The 19,357-nt window shown below is 52.8% G+C and carries 16 protein-coding genes and 1 pseudogene; 10 read left to right on the top strand and 7 right to left on the bottom strand.

Features of this window, described 5'->3' with window-relative positions:
- Window positions 1-148, bottom strand: a 148-nt coding sequence (locus KXR87_RS22605) for a transposase (RefSeq protein WP_437434437.1), incomplete at its 3' end; no start/stop codon positions are given.
- Between the two features lie 167 nt (window positions 149-315).
- On the opposite strand from KXR87_RS22605, the gene KXR87_RS22600 reads away from it, so the two are divergent.
- The 5 genes and pseudogenes from KXR87_RS22600 to KXR87_RS22580 all read left to right on the top strand — a co-directional run bounded on the left by KXR87_RS22600 (window position 316) and on the right by KXR87_RS22580 (window position 3,455).
- Window positions 316-741 carry a hypothetical protein gene (locus KXR87_RS22600; protein WP_437434435.1) on the top strand — a complete coding sequence of 142 codons (426 nt, stop codon included), beginning with the start codon at window positions 316-318 and terminating at the stop codon, window positions 739-741.
- Between the two features lie 394 nt (window positions 742-1,135).
- Window positions 1,136-1,573: pseudogene (locus KXR87_RS22595) on the top strand (IS3 family transposase); the annotation flags it as partial.
- A gap of 91 nt (window positions 1,574-1,664) precedes the next feature.
- Window positions 1,665-2,027, top strand: coding sequence for a putative T6SS immunity periplasmic lipoprotein (locus KXR87_RS22590; RefSeq protein WP_437434434.1), 363 nt, complete (start codon window positions 1,665-1,667; stop codon window positions 2,025-2,027).
- 247 nt (window positions 2,028-2,274) lie between these two features.
- Window positions 2,275-2,535, top strand: coding sequence for a helix-turn-helix domain-containing protein (locus tag KXR87_RS22585; RefSeq protein WP_437434433.1), 261 nt, complete (start codon window positions 2,275-2,277; stop codon window positions 2,533-2,535).
- A gap of 188 nt (window positions 2,536-2,723) precedes the next feature.
- Window positions 2,724-3,455 carry a hypothetical protein gene (locus tag KXR87_RS22580; RefSeq protein WP_437434432.1) on the top strand — a complete coding sequence of 244 codons (732 nt, stop codon included), beginning with the start codon at window positions 2,724-2,726 and terminating at the stop codon, window positions 3,453-3,455.
- A 298-nt stretch (window positions 3,456-3,753) separates the two neighbouring features.
- Here KXR87_RS22580 and KXR87_RS22575 read toward each other — a convergent pair whose 3' ends face one another.
- Both KXR87_RS22575 and KXR87_RS22570 read right to left on the bottom strand, forming a co-directional pair.
- The gene (locus KXR87_RS22575) at window positions 3,754-6,711 is read right to left on the bottom strand and encodes a type III restriction-modification system endonuclease (RefSeq protein ID WP_437434431.1); all 2,958 of its coding nucleotides are present in this window, start codon (window positions 6,709-6,711) and stop codon (window positions 3,754-3,756) included.
- Between the two features lie 10 nt (window positions 6,712-6,721).
- Window positions 6,722-8,791 carry a site-specific DNA-methyltransferase gene (locus KXR87_RS22570; protein ID WP_437434430.1) on the bottom strand — a complete coding sequence of 690 codons (2,070 nt, stop codon included), beginning with the start codon at window positions 8,789-8,791 and terminating at the stop codon, window positions 6,722-6,724.
- A 229-nt stretch (window positions 8,792-9,020) separates the two neighbouring features.
- Between KXR87_RS22570 and KXR87_RS22565 the strand changes: the two genes are divergently transcribed.
- Window positions 9,021-9,569 (top strand): type IV secretion protein Rhs, encoded by a 549-nt coding sequence (locus tag KXR87_RS22565; RefSeq protein WP_437434436.1) that lies wholly within the window; start codon window positions 9,021-9,023, stop codon window positions 9,567-9,569.
- Entirely contained in the window at window positions 9,563-9,952 is a 390-nt protein-coding gene (locus KXR87_RS22560; protein WP_437434429.1) for a putative T6SS immunity periplasmic lipoprotein, read from the top strand. The genes KXR87_RS22565 and KXR87_RS22560 overlap by 7 nt, the downstream gene beginning before the upstream one ends.
- Window positions 9,953-9,962: 10 nt before the next feature.
- Here the strand turns inward: KXR87_RS22560 and KXR87_RS22555 are convergent, their stop codons facing one another.
- Entirely contained in the window at window positions 9,963-10,535 is a 573-nt protein-coding gene (locus KXR87_RS22555; RefSeq protein WP_437434428.1) for a DUF1349 domain-containing protein, read from the bottom strand.
- 157 nt (window positions 10,536-10,692) lie between these two features.
- On the opposite strand from KXR87_RS22555, the gene KXR87_RS22550 reads away from it, so the two are divergent.
- Window positions 10,693-11,814 (top strand): JmjC domain-containing protein, encoded by a 1,122-nt coding sequence (locus KXR87_RS22550; RefSeq protein WP_437434427.1) that lies wholly within the window; start codon window positions 10,693-10,695, stop codon window positions 11,812-11,814.
- 565 nt (window positions 11,815-12,379) lie between these two features.
- Here the strand turns inward: KXR87_RS22550 and mtr are convergent.
- From mtr to tnaC, 3 genes are all read right to left on the bottom strand, one after another.
- Complete coding sequence (gene mtr, locus KXR87_RS22545) at window positions 12,380-13,624, bottom strand: tryptophan permease (protein WP_437434426.1); 1,245 nt, start codon at window positions 13,622-13,624, stop codon at window positions 12,380-12,382.
- A gap of 109 nt (window positions 13,625-13,733) precedes the next feature.
- Window positions 13,734-15,122 (bottom strand): tryptophanase, encoded by a 1,389-nt coding sequence (gene tnaA / locus KXR87_RS22540; RefSeq protein WP_437434425.1) that lies wholly within the window; start codon window positions 15,120-15,122, stop codon window positions 13,734-13,736.
- A gap of 124 nt (window positions 15,123-15,246) precedes the next feature.
- A complete protein-coding gene (gene tnaC, locus KXR87_RS22535) occupies window positions 15,247-15,342 on the bottom strand; it encodes a tryptophanase leader peptide (RefSeq protein ID WP_437434424.1) in 96 nt (31 codons plus the stop codon).
- 387 nt (window positions 15,343-15,729) lie between these two features.
- Between tnaC and KXR87_RS22530 the strand changes: the two genes are divergently transcribed.
- On the top strand, window positions 15,730-16,686 hold the full coding sequence (locus KXR87_RS22530; protein WP_437434423.1) for a helix-turn-helix transcriptional regulator: 957 nt from the start codon (window positions 15,730-15,732) through the stop codon (window positions 16,684-16,686).
- Between the two features lie 161 nt (window positions 16,687-16,847).
- A complete protein-coding gene (gene foxA, locus KXR87_RS22525) occupies window positions 16,848-18,950 on the top strand; it encodes a ferrioxamine B receptor FoxA (protein WP_437434422.1) in 2,103 nt (700 codons plus the stop codon).
- The last annotated feature ends 407 nt before the right edge of the window (window positions 18,951-19,357 follow it).

The raw sequence follows: 19,357 nt of genomic DNA, 5'->3' as shown, positions 1-19,357 counted from the left end.
AGTCCGGACCGTACTTCTTTATCCAGGCGTAAAGGCTGTGGGTGGTGATATCGAGACGTGTTGCAACACTGGAAACAGAATGACCGCGATCAATAACCTGTTTGACTGCTTCAATTTTAAACTCTTCGGGATAACGTTTACCGCTCATGGGCACCTCTCTTTAAGTCATCTTAAATGACTCCGAGGTGTCTGTTAAACCCGTGGCGATTCAAAGTCGTGCTGGAACGTCGAGTCCAGAATGGAGTAGATGGTATAATGATGCACCTTACGGTGATGATCCACTGGATCAGTATTGGATAAGGAAAGGGGTCAAGTATGCCATTGAAAACGGCTATTAAGTGGTTTCATCGTGCACTGACAGCCATCTTACTGATCATTGTTATTGGTTTTGTGATGATCAATTCAGGTGGTAATAACAGAGCAAAAGATAAACTGGTGAGTGCGCAACAAATTACCGACAGCACCTGGCTTTATGTTACGGAAGATTCAACTGGTGGGGCTACGGTGGCTGATTCTTATCGATATTACTTATCCGGAAAGCTGGAAGGTAATGTATCCGCCAGCCTTTCAAAACAGGTTCCATTCCTGGTTGCTGCGGGTAGTGCTGCGAATGTGAGTGCTGATGGGGATAACATCAATATTAAATACAGCGGCAAAGTTTTCTCGTTCAGTAATTCCATCGTCTATGAGGCAAAGGGTGATACACATTTTCCACACATTAATTTTCAGGCGAATAATTAGTGTGAGACGATGATAGTTAACATATTAAGCTCTAAAACGGGGCCAGAAAACTTCTGGCGCGTTTTTTATTAAAAGATGTGTAAATTTGTGCAGAATTCGCGGCGGTCTCATAGAGGGGCAGGCGAAGCCAGTTTAAAAGAGCGTATCGGAGATCGAGCAATTAATGAGAAATGTTGGCGAGCTTTAGCTTCACCGCGCCGCTTAACTTTATTTTCTACAGGTAGATTCTGACCGCGTCGTCAGTGCATTTGTGGTAGACCTGCCACAAGATGTTGTCCCACTTGTTACCCGTTCTCAGGTTTCATTCAGGATTGATACGAGCACCGGGAACATCAAGTAACACATTTCGCCCGGTTACCGGATTGTATTGTCGGGCGTTGGTTTCCGTGCTGAACTGAACGGAGGCGTAAACGGTTACCGCCAGGTTCATGGCGATCTGAACGAAATCGGGGAAACCTGCGGCAAAAACCGGGTGGGTCGTATTATGCAAATGAACCGGATCAAAGCCGTGCGCGGCTATAAAACACCACGCCGTATCGCCGGCAAACCTTCCGTTGTTACCCCTAATCGCGTGCAGCGGCAGTTTACCGTTACCCGGGCAAATAATCTGGCACCCAGTATGAGGCGGCGTGGCAGCTACTGGGATAATGCGGTGGCCGAATCGTTCTTCAGTTCACTGAAAATAGAACGCATCAGGAAAAGAATATACAAAAACCGGGAGCTGGCCCGGGCCGATATCTTCGGTTACATTGAAGTCTTCTATAACCGGGCCCGGCACCACAGTCATCTCGACGCCGTCAGTCCGGAGGACTTCGAACAGGCCTCCTCGTGAAGACAGAATTTGTCTACTATCGTGGGGGCAGTCCGGAATCTGATTATTCATTAATTCAAAGATACTTAAATGTGATGCAAGGATTTCCAGTATGAAGAGATTAACTATTCTACCTGTAATTTTCGTTCTTTCCGGCTGCCCTGGCGGTAATCCTGCACCACATCCAAGAGCTACGTTTATCAATGGCGATCATCTCTGTTTTAGTCTGGATAAGAAAGATGTGTTGAATTACTACACTGTTGATGTAAGTGAAGAGGGTAAAATACAAACAGTGGTTAGCTCTGGTTATAATAAATTAAATCATTCTTATCCTGATGATTGTATAGAGGTTAAATGGCAGAGTAATCGCACCTATGTGATCAATTATGGGTTAAATGATAAGAAATATGTCCATGAGTTCTTCGTTGATAATAATGGGCTGACCTGCTCCCCATTGATTAACACACCGCGATGATGTCGGCTTTATGCCAGTCTTTAGTCATGATTCCCTCCTGACGGTTTCTGTAATGTGATGAACTAATAGTAAAATACTACGTTATTCGTAGCTCATTTTGCATCCTTATAGCTACATATTACGTAGTTTCGCGATCGCCACCCTGCAATCCTGTAAAACGATGCAATAAGTCATTCTTAGAATAGCGGTGTGCTAAATACATTTCTCGTAGTATAGGAAGCGATAAAAAGCTACGACTATTGTAGCTATGAATGACTCCGCAAATTACCAACAGATCTTTTGTAAACGCCTGAAATCAGCGCGTCAGGCAAAGAAACTCTCGCAGAAACAGCTTGGCATCCTGGCCGGGATAGACGAGTTCGTCGCCATCACACGTATTAACAGATATGAGAAGGGCGTTCATCAGGCAAGCATAGAGGTGGTACATCAGCTTGCGCAGGCGCTGGATGTACCACTGGCATATTTCTATAGCGAAGAAGATGAGCTTGCCGCCTTGTTACTGCGCTGACAGCAGCTCACCAAAGTTACTGATTGAGATAATTCTCAATCGTCGCATTTAAGCTCTAAAAATTACCGTTCGGAAAAAACTATTCTGCGGCCACCTTCCCAACTACATCAGGTGGGGGGAGGAAGGGGTTTATTCACGAGAGGAGGGCGGTATACTGCGTAAGCCCTCGTTTTGGAAAGGAATGGAGCATGAGCTATTACAATTCGAACGCCATCTATGACCATCTTGGCCACACGCCGCATTACTGCTGGACGGTCGGAAATGCCTGGATTCTGGTTTATGGCGATCACAACTCCGATCCTAAATTACTCGTTTTTGCCCACGGTAAATCCTGGCTGGAAGATAACAGAGTGCTGGCGGTAGTGGCGGTCCTCTCCCGCTGGGCAAACCTTCCCAGCGTGCGTATTGAGTTTGACGACAGTGTTGATGAGATTGAGAGGGTCAGGCTTCACCTCAATGCCGAAACTCAGCAGGACATCACGTTGCCGCAGCTCAAAGCACTCTTTGCCGAACGTGGCGTGCCGGTAAATTCCGACAACTTTGCCAAAGCTATCAATGACAAAGAGAGCAGTGCGTACCATAAATGGCAACGCGCATCGCTGGGCAACATTACGGTAAGTGATATAGACCTGGTGCGTATCGACAACCGCAAGATGGTTGCCATTCTTGAACTCAAACGCTCGTTCAAATCGCTAAATGACTGGAGCCCGTACCCGGTCGATTACCCCAACTTCCGGCTGATAAATAACGTCTGCGTAAGAGCCGGGTTGGGCTTTATGATTGCCTATAATGTGCGCCATAAAGCGCCGACATTTTTTGACGATCCGTCGCAAATCAAACTCTACTATTACGACACGGATTTCAACGTCACGCAGACAAAAATCGTGTCACTGGCTGATTTCCAGAACTCGAATTACTGAGGCTGAAGAGGGCGGCGGCGCGCCTTTCTCCCTCGCCCTACAGGGGAGAGGGTGGTGTGAGGGGAAACGGGTGGCTCTGAGGTGTGTTACGTTCACTTCCAGTCCTGCTGAATATGCCGAAACGGTCACTGCCATTCCTGCTGAACCTGCAAAGGGGCACGGTTTTCCCCCTCGCCCCAACGGGGAGAGGGCTGGGGTGAGGGGGAACGGGTCGCACGGAAGTTTGTTACGCTGACGTGCCATTAACGCGGAGTGAACGGAACGAGTCTGTCCGTCTATTTTTCCATACGGTAGATATTTACTCCCCCATCAACCCCTTAATCTTCTCATACACCGCCTGCGCGCTGGTCGCTTCCGCAAACTCCACATTCACGGCCTTTTCCTTGAGCATATCGAAAAACTTACGCTGCACCTCGACAATCGCCTGGTCGCCAATGCGCATATTCTCCGCCTTGGTCTCCACCAGCAGGTAGACGCTGGTCGCATCCTCGCGCTCAATCAGGTAGACAAAGTCAGGCGTCGTGGTGCCGCCGGTGTATTTCGGCACCTGAATCGCCCGCTTTGGCAGCTTACCAAACACGGTCACTTTGGCCGGGTAGTTATGCTTGAGCAGCGCCAGCTCCGGGTCGGTGCTGTCGTAGCGCAGCGGCGGCAGTTCATAGAGATAACGCGGGTCGTCGATGGCACTATGATCGGTGGCCTTACCGAGAAGTTCGGCGGTCACCGCCTCTTTAAACGCCTGACGTTCACTGTCGAAAATCGACGTGGAGGCCTGGAACGCCAGCGGTTCGTACACGTAATGCTGAGCAAAGCGTTCGTCGAAGCGCTGCTTAAACTCGCGCACCAGGTTGTCCAGACTTGCCTGGCTCAGGTAGCGCGCGTCGCCTTTAAAGGTGTCGCGCAGCATCGCCATCAGCCGCGGGTGGAGTTGCTTTACCGGCAGGCTGGTATGCAGTACCAGTTGCTTAAGGAACTGACCGTAGGGCAGACCCGGCAGGTAGTGATGCGCGTCGTAGTCGCCCTCGCGCTCCGCAACCATCATCTTATTACCTTCGCCCATACGCAGCGTCTGGCGTGTCTGGTTCGGCTTCTCACGGCTGTAGAGGTCGGCGTTACCCATTACCGTGTCCGCAATCTGCGAGAGCGAGTCCGGGATGCGCTCGAACTGCAACATATAGCGGCGGGAGAAGTGCAGCCAGACGTCTTTAAGTTTTTCCCAGTTCTCCTTGCGCAGCTTCACGCGCAGTTTGGATGCCGGTTTGTTCTCCTGAATGCGGTCGGCCCGCACGCGTGCCTGATCCAGCTCGGCATAATAGTGCAGTAGCCACGCAAATCCGCTTTGGGTGACGCCATCGATGGTTACTGCATCATGGAAGTCGTTATTGCGTTTGATAAGGCCTTTCTCATCCAGCTCGTTAAGCAACGTCTCTTCGTTATACGTCGGGTTCACCTTCTGACGTTCGGTGACAATCAATTGGATCATCGCCTCGTCAAGTTTGTGCTCATTAAGCTGAATCTTACTGTCGCGATTAATCTCGTCGACCAGAGTACGGGCAAAGGCTTTTTCATCATAACCAATCAGAAACGCCAGCCGCGAAGGCCACTCTTCCTGCTGCACGCGGTGACCGTTTTCATCCACCGGCAAACGCAGGCCACGGCCCACTTCCTGAATTTTGCTCGCTTCACTGCCGGAGGTGCGCAGTTTAGCGATGACAAAGACGTTCGGATTATCCCAGCCTTCGCGCAGTGTCCATTTGGAAAAGAGGAAACGGCGGGTCTCCCAGTTACCGTGATGGTCTTTAAAGCTGAGTAGCTTCTCTTTATTTTTGAGAATATCGTCGACTTCCGCCTGAATGGCTTCGTCGCCGCTGCCCCGGTCCTCACCAAAATAGCCGGCGTGCACGTTCTGTTCGTCGGAATTAAGGCTGGCGAGGGTGGCGCGCAGGAAGGACAAATAATCCACTTCACGCGGCAACGTCTTCGGCTCGTATTCGCTGATTAGCGCCGTCAGCTTGTTACGTAATAATCGTTCAAAGGTCAGCTTTAACCAGCCTTCGTCATCGCGGTAGCTCTTGATGCTGTCAATAAAAAACAGGCTGAGGGATTTAATACGTGGCGCGTTGTTTTCCTGCTCATTGCCGCGCAGGAAATTGGCCTGCTCGGCATCGAAATGTTTGTCGATGGCATCCTGAATAATCAGCGCCTGGTAGCTGGCGTTAAAGGTGCCAGGCACCAGCGCCATACCGGTTTCCAGCTCCAGATCGTTCGACAGCATTTTGCTGCCTGCATATTCAATATTGCCCTCAAACCCGGCATCCACCTCGGCCAGGTTATCGCCCACGCCAATGTCGAAATAGCGGCTTCCCTGTTTAAGGGTCAGTTTTTTCGCGCTAATGCTGTCGACGATATAGCGGTTTTGCGCCTGCGCTTCGCTGAGATTGGGGTAATAAATATCGATGCCTTTCACCAGCCCGCCGTTGAAGCTGTCCACCGCGTTGAGGTCAAATTGCGGTTGGCGACGGTAATAGTCTTTACGCACCACCTTATTTTTGCCTTTCCCCTCTTCAATTTCCGGGAAGGTGGCACCAAAGCGCACAATCATCTGCGGCTTAATCGACTCGACGGCTTTGTAAAATTTGTTATCACGGGCGAAGCGGTGCGGCTCATCCATAATCACCACCGGGCGGGTCATTTGCAGACCCTCAATGGGCGAGGTCAGTCCACCTAATAACGTCTGGTCATAATCATTGCGCGTCATGCTCACCGAGTTCAGCATCTGGGCATTAATCAGCAGCACCTGAATGGTATGAGTATTACTGCGGCTGGCGTCGGTGAAATTCAGTAGCTGGACGGGGAAATTTTTACGTCCGGATTTCGTCCTGAAATCACCCGCGTTAATGGTCGACAGCTCAATGCGTGTGTTTTCATAAAACTGGGAAAAGTGCTGGCGGGCATAGTCGCTGGTAATAAAGTTGCGCGCCCCTTCCTTTATGGCAGGTGTTGGCACGACGAGCACAAATTTAAACAGCCCATAACGGCGATGCAGTTCATACATCAGGCGGGTATAAACGTAGGTTTTCCCGGTGCCGGTTTCCATTTTTACGTCGATATGAGTGTTATCTTCATAGCGGCCGTTAATCAGTGGATTGGCGAAATTATCGTGGTCAGATACCGTGCCATCAATACCGGAAAAATGATTGAGTATCGCCTCAAGTGCCTGTTGCTGGTGCGGCAGTTCTTCCAATAAAATTTTCATTTCATCCGCCTCAGTAACGCTTCACCAGGTTCACTTTCTGATCGAGCTGTTTTAAGCCCAGCTCCAGTTCGCGAAGGGATTCGAGATCAAACGAATAGCCGTAAACCACCACCGTCTGCACCGCCAGTTGATGGGTGCCAATCTGGTTCAATAGCTCGCGGGTCTGCGCCGCACGCCATTTCTCTTCAATTAAATAGAGGCGTGTGCCCTCCACATAGGTGGCGGTGTAACCTGCGAACGCCAGCTTTTGCGCATCCACGTCCAGCGTGTAACCGTCTGCGACCAGCCAGGTGGTGAGAATGGTCTCTTCGCCGCTGGTCTTGCCGGAAAGCCCCAGACCCTGAGCGGAGAAGGGGGTGATCATATTGTCGAAGCCGGATTCACTGAAAGCCGTGAGCTGGCCCCTGGTGGTCATGAAATTGCCGGTAGCGATGTCGAAGCTGTCTAAATCATCGAGCGTCTGCTGCACCGGGGTGACGAAACGATAATGTTTGAAGCCAAGATCTGCCTCAGTGGCCGGTATATCAGTGCGAATTTTACGCGCGGCACGTTTAATTCGTTCACGGCTCATCTGGTCAATGGAGGTAAATCCCAGCGCGTGTGCGGCATTATCATCCCGGATGGGTTCTGCCAGCTGTACGGTAATAAAATGGTGCTGACTGCCGCTTTCGGCATTTAATTCCATTACCGCATGGGCCGTGGTGCCGGAGCCTGCAAAGAAGTCCAGAATCACCCCATTTTTTATGCCCTGAATGGAGTTAAGCATCCGTTTCACCAGGCTGACCGGTTTTGGGTTATCAAAGTGAATATCCAGCGCGGAGAGCAGGGTATCGTCGCTGCCGCCAAAATAGAACAGTGACGGCACGTTCTCGTACATATTCTCTTTGAGAATGTACTTACGGTTCGGCTGGGTGGTGTCATCTTTGCCAAACAGAATGAGCCCTTTTTCCTGTAGCTCTTTCATGGTGGCGGACGGGTTACGCCAGCCGCGCTCCGGCAGCGGGCAGGGCTTACCGGTCACCGGGTGGATGAGTGGAATGAAATAATCATCCGGCGCTTTTTTCTTGTTCGGCCACGCCATCGAGACGGGACGGAAAATATCACCGTTATCATCAATCTGGTTATAGGCCTTTTCGCCGCCGCTGAAGTTTTGCTGGGCGATCCACTCTTTATATTCTTTACGCACGGCGTCGGTAATGCCGTTGTGCTTTTTAATTAAAGAGTCGACTTTCTCAAGCATGCGGGCGGCATTCTCTTTCGGCCGCTTCAGGCTGTTGACCGCTTTAAAGGCTTCGCTGTTTTTGCAGTAGGTCAGAATGACCTCATGCTGCTGGGAAATACCCGTGGCGTCACCTTTGGGGTTACGTTTATCCCAGACGATTTCGCCTAAATCATTGGACTCGCCAAATATCTCATTGCACAGCAGCTTAAGGTTAGCGTGCTCGTTCTCATCGATATGAATAAAGATGACGCCGGAATCACGCAGTACACGTTTTGCCAGCCACAGGCGCGGGTACATAAAGGTCAGCCAGGCGGCGTGGGTCGCTTTACCCTGAATGGATTTCAGGCGGGCCAGCTCCTGGTCATTAAGGCCAAACATCGCCTGCAGCGCCTGGTCGCTGTACTCGAAGGTATCCGGGTAAACAAAGCCGTCGGAACCGGTGTTGTAGGGCGGGTCGATATAGATAATGTCGACGGCGTTGTGATAATTATTTTGCAGATGGCGCAGCACCTCAAGGTTGTCGCCGGTCAGGAACAGGTTTTGGCTGTTACTGTTTTCTGGCTGCCCGTTGTGTTCGTTGTCCGGGACTATCACCGTCGTGGATTTTTCACCGGCCTGTTTTTTTGCATAGTCTTTGCCAATGAAATCAAGCTGGTAACCGCTGCTCAACTCCTCAATATTGCGTTCTTTGAGCGCGCGCTGAAATTTCGCCAGGTCAAAGCTGCCTTTGGCAAGCAGATTGCCGTTTTCATCGTATTCATCCGGCGTGAAAAATTCAGGCAGCTTCGCGTGCAGTTCATTCAGAAAGGCGCTGTTGGGAGTAATGGATTCATTCTGTTTCTGTAAATCTTTAAGCATTCGCATTTACTCCGGGGGGCATTCCATTGAGGGTCAAAAAGGCAGGGACGATGATACAAAAAAAAGGCCGTAACGCCTACCCGATGGGGCAGTGTAAGGGCGGCGACTGACACCCTCTGGCAGTCACACGTGCTTCATTTAAATCCCTGCAAAAACCAGGACTATCCCGAATTGATTCATCATACGAATGGTTTCACGATGGGGTAAAAACAAACGCAACGGATGAATGATGAGCGTACACGGTCACGAAGGCAGATTGCGCCTTCTGACGCTCGGAGAAATTGCTATGGCGCGCCGGGTTTTTGGCGAGGCCATCCACTACGGGCACGTCTGGGTGCACTGCGACAGCTATTTACCCTTCGGTATGCAGTGCAGTTGCTATGCGATGACGCCGAATGGCGAAATGTGGTTTCGGGAGCAGCACTATAAAGAGGATTTTGCCGCCACCCACGTCTATATTCAGGACAAGCATCTTTTTATTCATGAGTTAGGCCATGTGTGGCAGCACCAGCACGGGCAGTGGGTCAGAACGCGGGGATTATTTAGCTGGGCGGCAGAGTATGACTACCGACTGGATAAGCAAAAACTCACCGACTACTCCCTTGAGCAGCAGGCGTCTATTCTGGCGGATTACTGGTTAATTGTGACGTATGGCATCAGCACCTGGCAGTTTTATCAGATGGCGGGGAAACCAGGAAAATATCGCGGTAAGGATAACCTGAGGGACATACCTGCCCTTTATCAAAAAATTATCCGGGGCCCGGAGGGAATATGCTGAGGCATGGCGTGGTACTGGCTGCAGTTTTATTAACCGGCTGTCCGGGACCGGGTGACAAAGTGGTATCACGGGTTCCTGCGCTGGTGGCCATAAAGCACAACGCGGTTTGCGTGGTATCGCCCGTTAAGCCTGACGAGAAAATTATCGGTATTCAGTTTTACAGTAGCAGCGGCGAGAAGCAGGTTCGCCTGTTCCACAATCAGCCGGTGTATGCCCCGCCTGGAACCTGCCTGCCGCTGTTTGGCTACCTTTTTATGCCGGGCCAGCGTTACACGCTCGCTTACGATATCGAAACGCCAGACCCCAGCAATTACCATTTAGTGACCGCGGAGTTCAGCGTCCTGTCGACGGCGGGCGGCGGGTTACGCATTGCACCTTACTGATGCCGCTGGCTTAGCTTAAATCGTGGAGATCCTTTTCCAGCGCGGGCGTGAGCCTGATGTCATGGAAGTTAACCGCCAGCCCCTGACGCTCTGGCGTGCAGCACATCACGCCAATCTGCACCTTACCCGCAGGGAAGGGGCAAAGGCGAAGCAAGGGCCAGCTCACGCCGTCAGCAGAATATTGCAGGCGCAGCGCATCCCCTTTGCGGGTGAGGCGCATCCAGAATGCACCGGCATTGCCCTGAAAAATGCCGGTTGCCCAGTCGGAATGGCCCAGCGTCAGCACGCTGCCAATGGCGGGAGCGCCATCGTTAAACTCAATACCCGCTTTTAACCAGTGCTGCTCATCTTTCACCAGCATGATCCCGGCCTGGTCATAGAGGGTGGTAAAATCAGCACAGATTTTTGTCTGGAACGTGAAATCTTCACCGGTTTCCGTCGCATAGATATGACCGGAAAAGCGTTCGAAGCCGTACCAGGTTTTACGCCAGAAATCGGTGTGCCCATCCGTGACTACCGAAAGCTGACCCTCTTCATGACGCCACGTAGTCGGTTCGTTGATCCAGTTAAAAGCAGGCTGCATGATCTTTTTCCTTTTCAGTTATGCAAAACGGGTTGGATAGAGTGTAGCGTGACAATGCGACGTCCTGTTTTGCTTGATCCCCTTGACCACCGACAAGGTTACATCTGCCAATCCCTCGCATAATCACGCCCGCTTATCTTTCCACGGGTGTGACCACATGGCTTACCAACTAGACCTTAACTGGCCTGAATTTTTAGAGAAATACTGGCAGAAAAAGCCGGTTGTATTGAAAAACGCGTTTGCGAACTTCGTCGATCCTATTACGCCGGATGAACTGGCAGGTCTGGCAATGGAAGCGGAAGTCGACAGCCGCCTTGTCAGCCATTTCAATGGCGAATGGCAGGCAAGCAATGGCCCGTTCGAGCACTTTGACGGTCTGGGTGAAACCGGTTGGTCGCTGCTGGCGCAGGCGGTAAACCACTGGCATACGCCGTCAGCTGAACTGGTTAAACCCTTTCGTGCCATCCCGGAGTGGCGTTTTGACGATCTGATGATCTCCTTCTCCGTACCGGGTGGTGGTGTAGGGCCGCATATCGACTGGTATGATGTTTTTATCATTCAGGGGATGGGCAGCCGTCGCTGGCGCGTGGGCGATAAACTGCCGCTGCGTGAGTTCTGCCCGCATCCGGCGCTGCTGCACGTTGAGCCGTTCACGCCGATCATTGATGAAGATCTCGAACCCGGCGACATTCTTTATATTCCGCCGGGATTCCCGCACGACGGTATCACCCATCAGACCGCTTTTAACTACTCCATCGGTTTTCGTGGGCCCAACGGCCGCGATCTTATCAGCAGCTTTGCGGATTACGCAGTGGATAACGATCTGGGTGGCGATCACTATACCGATCCGGATCTTGTCAGCCGCGACAATCCGGGCCGGATCGAAGAGTACGAACTGGAGCGCGTGCGCGGCATGATGATCGCGATGATCAACCAGCCGGAAACGTTCAAACAGTGGTTTGGTCGCTTTATTACCACGCCACGTCACGAGCTGGACATCGCCCCGGCAGAGCCGCCCTATGAGCCGCAGGAAGTGCGGGATGCGTTGATGGATGGCGAGGTGCTGACCCGCCTGGGCGGCCTGCGCGTGCTACAGGTCGGCGATGGCTTCTTCGTCAACAGCGAGCGCTTTGAGACCGTTGCGCCAAAAGCAGCAGAAGCCCTGTGCCAGCATCTGCTCATCGGTAAAGCGGAGCTGGGCGAGGCGATAAATAATCCGACCTTTATCGCTGAACTCACTGCGTTGGTGAACCAGGGCTACTGGTATTTCGACGAGTAAGAACATTTGCTCGATCAGGTGGTGAAATCCCTACAAAAATGCGAGCACGGACGGTCCCCTCTCCCTTGAGGGAGAGGGTTAGGGTGAGGGGGAAAATGCGGCTCTGGTGGTCATTACGTTCACCTTATGCTCCTTGCTTTTGTGTAGCGCCAGAATCCGTGAACGTGCCAGGGTGGCTCATCGCCACCACCCTGGCGACCCGGGCTCCCGGCCAGGAAAATCGCCGCTTCGCGGCATTATTCGCCCCATCCCTGGGGCTCACCCCTTCGGGGCTGGCGCAGGCGCTATTCAAAATTGCTCCCGGCAATTCTGTCGTCTTATGTCGTCTGACTTTCGGATCGGGGACCAGCCTGCGTTCTTGCAGGCTATCCCCTTCGCCCGCTTCCCTGCGGGCGGCCCCGGTCAGCCTCCAGCGCCTCATCGATTTTCAGCCGGACCCTGTCATCGCTGTTACTTTTGTATTCTCATTGCGTAGTGTTATCGCTGTAAAAAGCAATATTACTGGCGATCCCCTCTCCCCAAAGAGGAGAGGGGATCGCCAGTGCCTGGTTTTATGTCACAGAACCTACCTGTACACCGGCAGCAAATTAAAACTCGACAGTACGTGAATAAGCGCGTTACCCGCCCCGAAACACAAAATCAAAATAATCATCGCCTTGCCGCCCCACACCCGATAGTGCGGGCTGCCAAAGCGTTTACGTGACGCGCTCGCCAGCAGCGCAGGCACAATCGCCGCCCATACGGTGGCGGCAAGACCCGCAAAACCAATTGCATAGATAAATCCGTTGGGCCACACCAGCCCACCGACTATCGGCGGCAGGAACGTCACCAGCGCGGTCTTAAAGCGACCTTTGGGGCTGTCGTCAAATTTGAACAGATCCGCCAGATAATCAAACAGCCCCAGGGTCACGCCAAGGAACGAACTGGCCACGGCGAAGTTCGAGAACACCGTCAGCAGTAAATCCAGTCCCCGGCTGTTCAGCACGCCACTTAACGCCTGCACCAGCACATCAATATTGCCGCCTTTCTCCGCGATGTCGATAAACGCCGGGCGCGGGATATTGCCCATTGTTCCCACCAGCCAGAAAATGTAGAGGATCAACGCCATCAGCGTGCCGAGCAACAGACAGCGGCGGATGGTGAGCGGATCCTTACCGTAGTATTTCATCAGGCTGGGCACGTTACCGTGGTAGCCAAAAGAGGCCAGGCAAAACGGCAGGGTCATAATGATGTAGGGCAGGTAGCTCGGATTCACTTCAGCAGTGTTCAGCAGTACCGCAGGCTGCACATGCCAGATAAGCCCGCCAAAGCTCATAAAGAAAGTGAGGATTTTGGCGCCGAGCACAATGGTGGTCATCCGGCTGACCGCCCGGGTACTTAACCAGACAATAAACGCGACGACTAAAGCAAATAGTACCCCGCCAATCCGTGCCGGGAAGGTAATATTCATCTGCGCGAAGGTATGATGAATAACGGAGCCGCTGGCGGAGATATACGCGTAAGTCAAAATATATAAAACGAAAGCGACCGTCAGACCATTAATAATATTCCAGCGGTTGCCGAGTAAATCTTTCGTAATGGTGTCGAAACTGGCCCCGATATGATAATTCAGGTTGGCTTCAAGGATCATTAATCCTGAATGCAGCATACAAAACCAGGTAAAAACCAATGCGAGCAGTGAKCAGAAAAACCATGATCCAGACATGACAACCGGTAAAGAAAACATGCCTGCGCCAATAATGGTGCCACCAATAATCATTGCGCCGCCAACGAGTGAAGGCGCTTTATTTGTTACCGATAGAGTAGCCATAGTACGTTTCCATAGACGTCATATTTCGCATCGCCCTGACGGGCGACCTGTCTTTATTCTGGCGTGACATCGGAAAGACGCGCCCGTTGCGGACGCGTCTGATAGTGCTTTATTCCACCGGTTTCAGGCGGGCCACAAAGTGGCGCAGCACTGGCGGTTCATAGGTGAAGGTCAGCCCTTTAATGGACGACGCGCGTTCCTTCACCGCAATCAGCGAGTCAGCGATATAGTCCATATGGTCGTTGGTGTAGACACGGCGCGGGATGGTCAGGCGCAGCAGTTCCATCGGTGACGGTTTTTGCACGCCGGTGGTCGGGTCACGACCCAGCAATAAAGAGCCGATCTCAACGCTGCGAATACCCGCTTCCAGGTAGAGTTCGTTGTTCAGCGCATGGGCCGGGAACTGCTCAGCCGGAATGTGCGGCAACAGGAGTTTGGCATCAACAAACACCGCGTGGCCGCCGGTCGGGTACTGGATCGGGATGCCGCCTTCACGCAGACGCTCGCCGAGATACTCTACCTGCGCAATGCGGTAGGTGAGGTAATCTTCATTAGTGCCCTCTTCAAGGCCAATAGCCAGCGCTTCCATATCACGCCCCGCCAGGCCGCCATAGGTGACGAAGCCTTCCATCGGTACGCAGCGGATACGCACTTCGTTAAAGAGATCTTCATCGTCGCGGAAGCAGCACAGCCCACCAATGTTCACCAGCGGATCTTTCTTCGCCGACATGGTGAGCATGTCGCCATAGGTGTACATCTCGCGGATGATCTCTTTGATGGAGCGGTCCGCACAACCCTCCTCACGCTGCTTGATAAACCAGGCGTTTTCGCAGAAACGGGCGGAGTCAATCACCACCGGGATCTTATGGCTTTTCGCTATCTGGTAAACCTCACGCATGTTTGAGAGCGAAATCGGCTGGCCGCCGGAACTGTTGCAGGTCACGGTGGTGACGATGGCCGCCACGTTCTCCGCGCCGTGCTCGGCGATGGTCGCTTTCAACTGGTCGATATCAAAGTTGCCTTTCCAGTCGTACCACGAGGTGGTGTCGAAGGCTTTTGGCGTCACCACGTTGATGGCCTTCGCCCCGTTCAGCTCCACATGTGCGGCCGTAGTGTCGAAATGGAAGTTGGAGATAAACACCGGCTTTTTCGATTTGCAGCGGGCAATCAGGGAAGGGAAGAGGATCTGTTCCGCACCGCGCCCCTGGTGAGTCGGGATGGTAAACGGATAGCCGATGATCTCTTTCACTTTTGCGCATAAATTCTGGTAGTTACGCGAACCCGCGTAGGCTTCATCACCCATCATCAACCCTGCCCACTGGCGGTCGCTCATCGCGCCGGTGCCGGAGTCGGTCAGCAGGTCAATATAGACATCTTCACTGTTAAGCAGGAAGGGGTTATATCCGGCCTCGGCCAATGCTTTGACGCGATCGTCCCAGGTGGTCATGCGGATATTCTCAACCATTTTAATGCGGAAAGGTTCAGGGATGCGTTTCATAATAATTTCTCCAAAAGCGTGCCGTGCGACGTCTTGATATTTCTGGCGAAGATATGCGCGCAAAAAATATCCCTCAACGTCGTGTTGAGTAAGATTTTTTTAATGGATTACAGGCAGCGGAGAATTAACGAGGGAAGTCGTTGGTAATGCGTGGGTCGAGGTTATACCAAGCGTTGAGACCGCCCAGGGCAATGAGGCGGTAAATCAATCTTAATGTCATTACATCATCCTCTGGCGTTAAGGGTGTAATAAAAATAGAGAGAAATTAAATAATATCCGCGATTAATCTCACAAAGTGTTTACTAAAGATAATAAGGGGCAGAAAAGTTTGAAGACGGGCACGTTTTTAATGGGCGTTTTAAACCTTTATACAAAACACGCACTTTTAATAGGGTAAAAATGCGGGGGATTAAAACCCGCATTCTATTTTGTAACCACAAAAGCATTTAAGGAGGAGGATATCCTCTGCGTCATGGGGCCACCCTGCGTAAGTGTTGCGAGTGAGAATGGTTCTCAGTATTATTGCCGCGCCCTGACGGCGATGCTAAGGTGTAGCGTGTCTTAACGTCCGTTTTCTGAAATGCTGAAACGATCGCAACGGTTTGCAATGCAAAAGAAACACTTTTCTGTAGAAGATTTTATCGTGTTTGGCGAACGCTACGGCATCGACTATCGCTTCCCTTCACTGACGGCAGGCCGGAGCGTGACGAAAGAAAAGCAGATTGTCATTCAGGGCGATGTGGAAGAAATCGCACTCTCCTCTGGCCTCAACCTGACCCGCTCTGACATCCGGGTTATGCAACCCTATGAGACGACCTCACTGCATGCCTGTCCGCTCTATATGCTGGTGGTACTCGAAGGGTGCGTGATGTTGCGGGTGAACGGTCAGGAGTTTGTGGTCCGTTCCGGCATGGCGTTTACCTGCCGCCTGGATGAACAGCAGGTGATGAATGCGGTGCATCAGGCAGATCGCCATTTGCGTACGTTTTCACTCGGCGTTGATCCGCAAAACGCCTGGCAGTCCCCGCTCGTTTCGGCGTTGCTCCAGCAGTGGGAAAGCACCGGTGCCCCCACGTTTTTATGGCAGGTGCCGGACTTTATGATAGCCGGGTTGCAGCATACGCAGCAGTCCGGCATGGCCGGACTCGCGCGCCAGATAATGCTTGAAGGGGTGATGTTGCAACTGCTCGGGCACGGGCTTGCGCATCGTATGGCGAATCCAGTGGCGCGTTCTGCCTTTCCTGCCAGCGAGCACCATCGCCTGGAGACCGTTCGCCGCCTGCTCGAAAGCCAGCCTGAAAAAGAGTACACCCTCCCGGGGCTTGCTCAACTGGCGGCGATGAGCAGCAGCAGCCTGCGGGTAAAATTCCGCCAGGCCTACGGACATTCGGTCTTTGATTATCTTCGTGACTGCCGGCTTGAGCAGGCACGTCGTTATCTCGCGCAGGGGTACAGCGTGCAGCAGGCGGCCTGGCGATCCGGGTATCAGCATGCAACCAACTTTTCCACCGCGTTTCGGCGTCGTTATGGCTTCGCGCCAAGCGATGCCCGCCTGCCTGAATAACCCGGCGGTGTTGCCGGGATATCACGTTACATAGACCCTTATTCCCCGTGTAAATGCAGTTTGGCACCACGCATACGCGTCCTGGCATTGCGCATAGCTATTGCTGCGTTCAAAAGGGTAATAATTCTTATTTACAATAATAATGGCTTCTGGAGAGTTACATGTTCGCAAAAACGCGGCTGGCATTACTGATTGGCTGTATCACCGGTGGAATGAGCCTGATGGCTCATGCAGAAGAGGCATCCACTGCGCCTGCAAAGAACGATACGCTGGTGGTGACATCGCAGATGCAGAGTGGGGCGACCAAACTGGAGACGCCGGATATCGAAACGCCGCAGTCTGTTTCCATTGTTACGCGCCAGCAGTTTGAAGAGCAAGGGGCGACCAGCGTCCGCCAGGCCGTGAGCTACACGCCGGGCGTCTACGCCAACCAGATTGGCGCCTCTAACCGTTTTGATTACATCGTGATGCGGGGCTTTTCCGACGGCAGCCTGGATAACATCTATCTCGATGGTCTGAAAATGATGGGCGACACCAACTCGCACAGCTCGCTGGTGGTTGACCCCTGGTTCCTCGACAGCGTGGAAGTGGTGCGTGGCCCGGCCTCGGTGCTGTATGGCCGCTCTTCTCCCGGCGGTATTGTGGCGCTGAACTCGCGCAAACCTTCTTTTGACCCAGGCGGTCAGGTCAAACTCTTTGCCGGCAACAATAACCAGCGCGGTGCCGCGTTTGATGTGACCGGCCCGGTCGATGATGATGATCGCGTTGCGGTGCGCCTGAGCGGGATGACCCGCTATGCGGACTCCCAGTTTGACCATCTTAAAGAAGAGCGTTATGCGATCATGCCGAGCCTGACCTGGCGCATTACCGACAGGACGCGCCTGGACGTGATGGCCTATCTGCATCGTGATCCAGAGGGCGGCAGCCACTCCGGTCTGCCGTATGAAGGCACCGTGGTCCCGCACGCAGGCAAAAAAATCTCCAACACCTTCTTTGAAGGCGAAGACGATTACGACAACTACGATCGCCGTGAAAACATGGTCGGTTATAACGTTGAGCACGCCTTTGAAAGCGGCTGGTCGGTGCGTCAGAAGCTGCGCTATCTGCAGACCAAAGTGAACCTGAATCAGGTGTATGCGGCGGGCTGGCTGAACGACACTGAGCTGAACCGCGGCTACTCCGGTTCCGATGAGAAGATGAATGCGCTGACCCTGGACAACCAGGTCGATGGCAACATCGAAACCGGGATTGTGAACCACCGTGTACTGCTGGGCGTGGATTATCAGCGCCGCAGCAACAACACCACCGGTTATTACGGCGGCTTCCCGACGATTGATGCCTTCCACCCGGTGTATGGCGCAGACCCGGACTACATCACTATGTACAGCCGTGAGAAGCACAAGCTTGAGCAGACCGGTATTTATGTGCAGGATCAGATGTCGCTCGACAACTGGCGTCTGACTCTTGGTGGTCGTCATGACCAGGTGAAAGTGACCAACGTCAACAAGCTGAACGACACCAGCGACACGCTGGACAAAGGCCACTTCAGCAGCCGTGCGGCGCTGCTCTATCTCTTCGATAACGGTTTTGCGCCTTATGTCAGCTACTCAACGGCCTTCACGCCAACCAGCTTTACTGACGAATTCGGCAAGATCCTCCAGCCGATGAAGGGCAAACAGTGGGAAGCCGGGCTGAAGTATGAACCGGAAGGGATGCAGGCGATGTACAGCGCCTCCGTGTTCCGTATCAATCAGGAAAACATTGCCACCAAAGAGGAGCCGACCGACCCCTACCGCTCCATTGGCGAAATTGAGTCTGAGGGTGTGGAGCTGGAAGCGGTGGGTCAGCTGACCGAGAACGTCCGTTTGCAGGCGGCCTATACCTACACCGATATCCGTTATAAAAAGAGCAGCCCGGAAGAGCAGGGCAAGCGCGCGGTCTACGCGCCGCGTAATCAGGCCAGCGCCTGGCTGAGCTACGATGTGAAGAGCGGCCCGCTGAATGGTCTGACGGTGGGCTCCGGGGTGCGCTATGTGAATGGGATAACGTCCGATCGCCAGAACACCCACACGCTGCCGTCATACACGCTGATGGATGCGGTGGTGGGCTACGATCTGAGCTATGTCGGGCTGAAGGGGCTGAGTGCGCAGGTCAACGTCAACAACCTGTTTGATAAGCGCTATGTGGCTTCCTGTAACTCTCTGTCCTATTGCTACTTTGGTGCCGAGCGCAGCATTGTAGGCAGTGTGTCTTACTCGTTCTGATAAAACTGCCCGGCCAGGCGCCGGGCATCTTTTCTGCCTCGCCTGGGATTTTAATCCGGTACCCGGAACAGGCGGAGGCCAGAGATAGCCACAAATCCCGGTCCTTTCTTGTGCTACTTCCTCTCGCCCTTTATAGATTCCGAATTCTGCTCTTCTGACGGGTTTTCGCTTCGCCACTTTCATGCCGTCTGCAATGATTCCTTCTCATATCAGGAACACTGTGCCCGCTGTACGCAGGAGAAACCCCGGTTTTCCCCGGCGGTAGCGTGACTGGTCACGGAGGAATGTATGTCTCAGGAAGGCCTTCGCTTTACCCTTGACGTGGAGGGGCTCCCCCCGCGTGCCATCGCCGTCGTCACCTTTTCCCTTCAGCAGCACCTCTCCACACCCTTCCGGCTTGACGCGGA

Source organism: Yokenella regensburgei (genome assembly GCF_051486985.1).
Taxonomy (GTDB): domain Bacteria; phylum Pseudomonadota; class Gammaproteobacteria; order Enterobacterales; family Enterobacteriaceae; genus CBFFRJ01.
The sequence above is the reverse complement of the archived record's forward strand: the minus strand, read 5'-3'. Positions and strand labels throughout refer to the sequence as shown.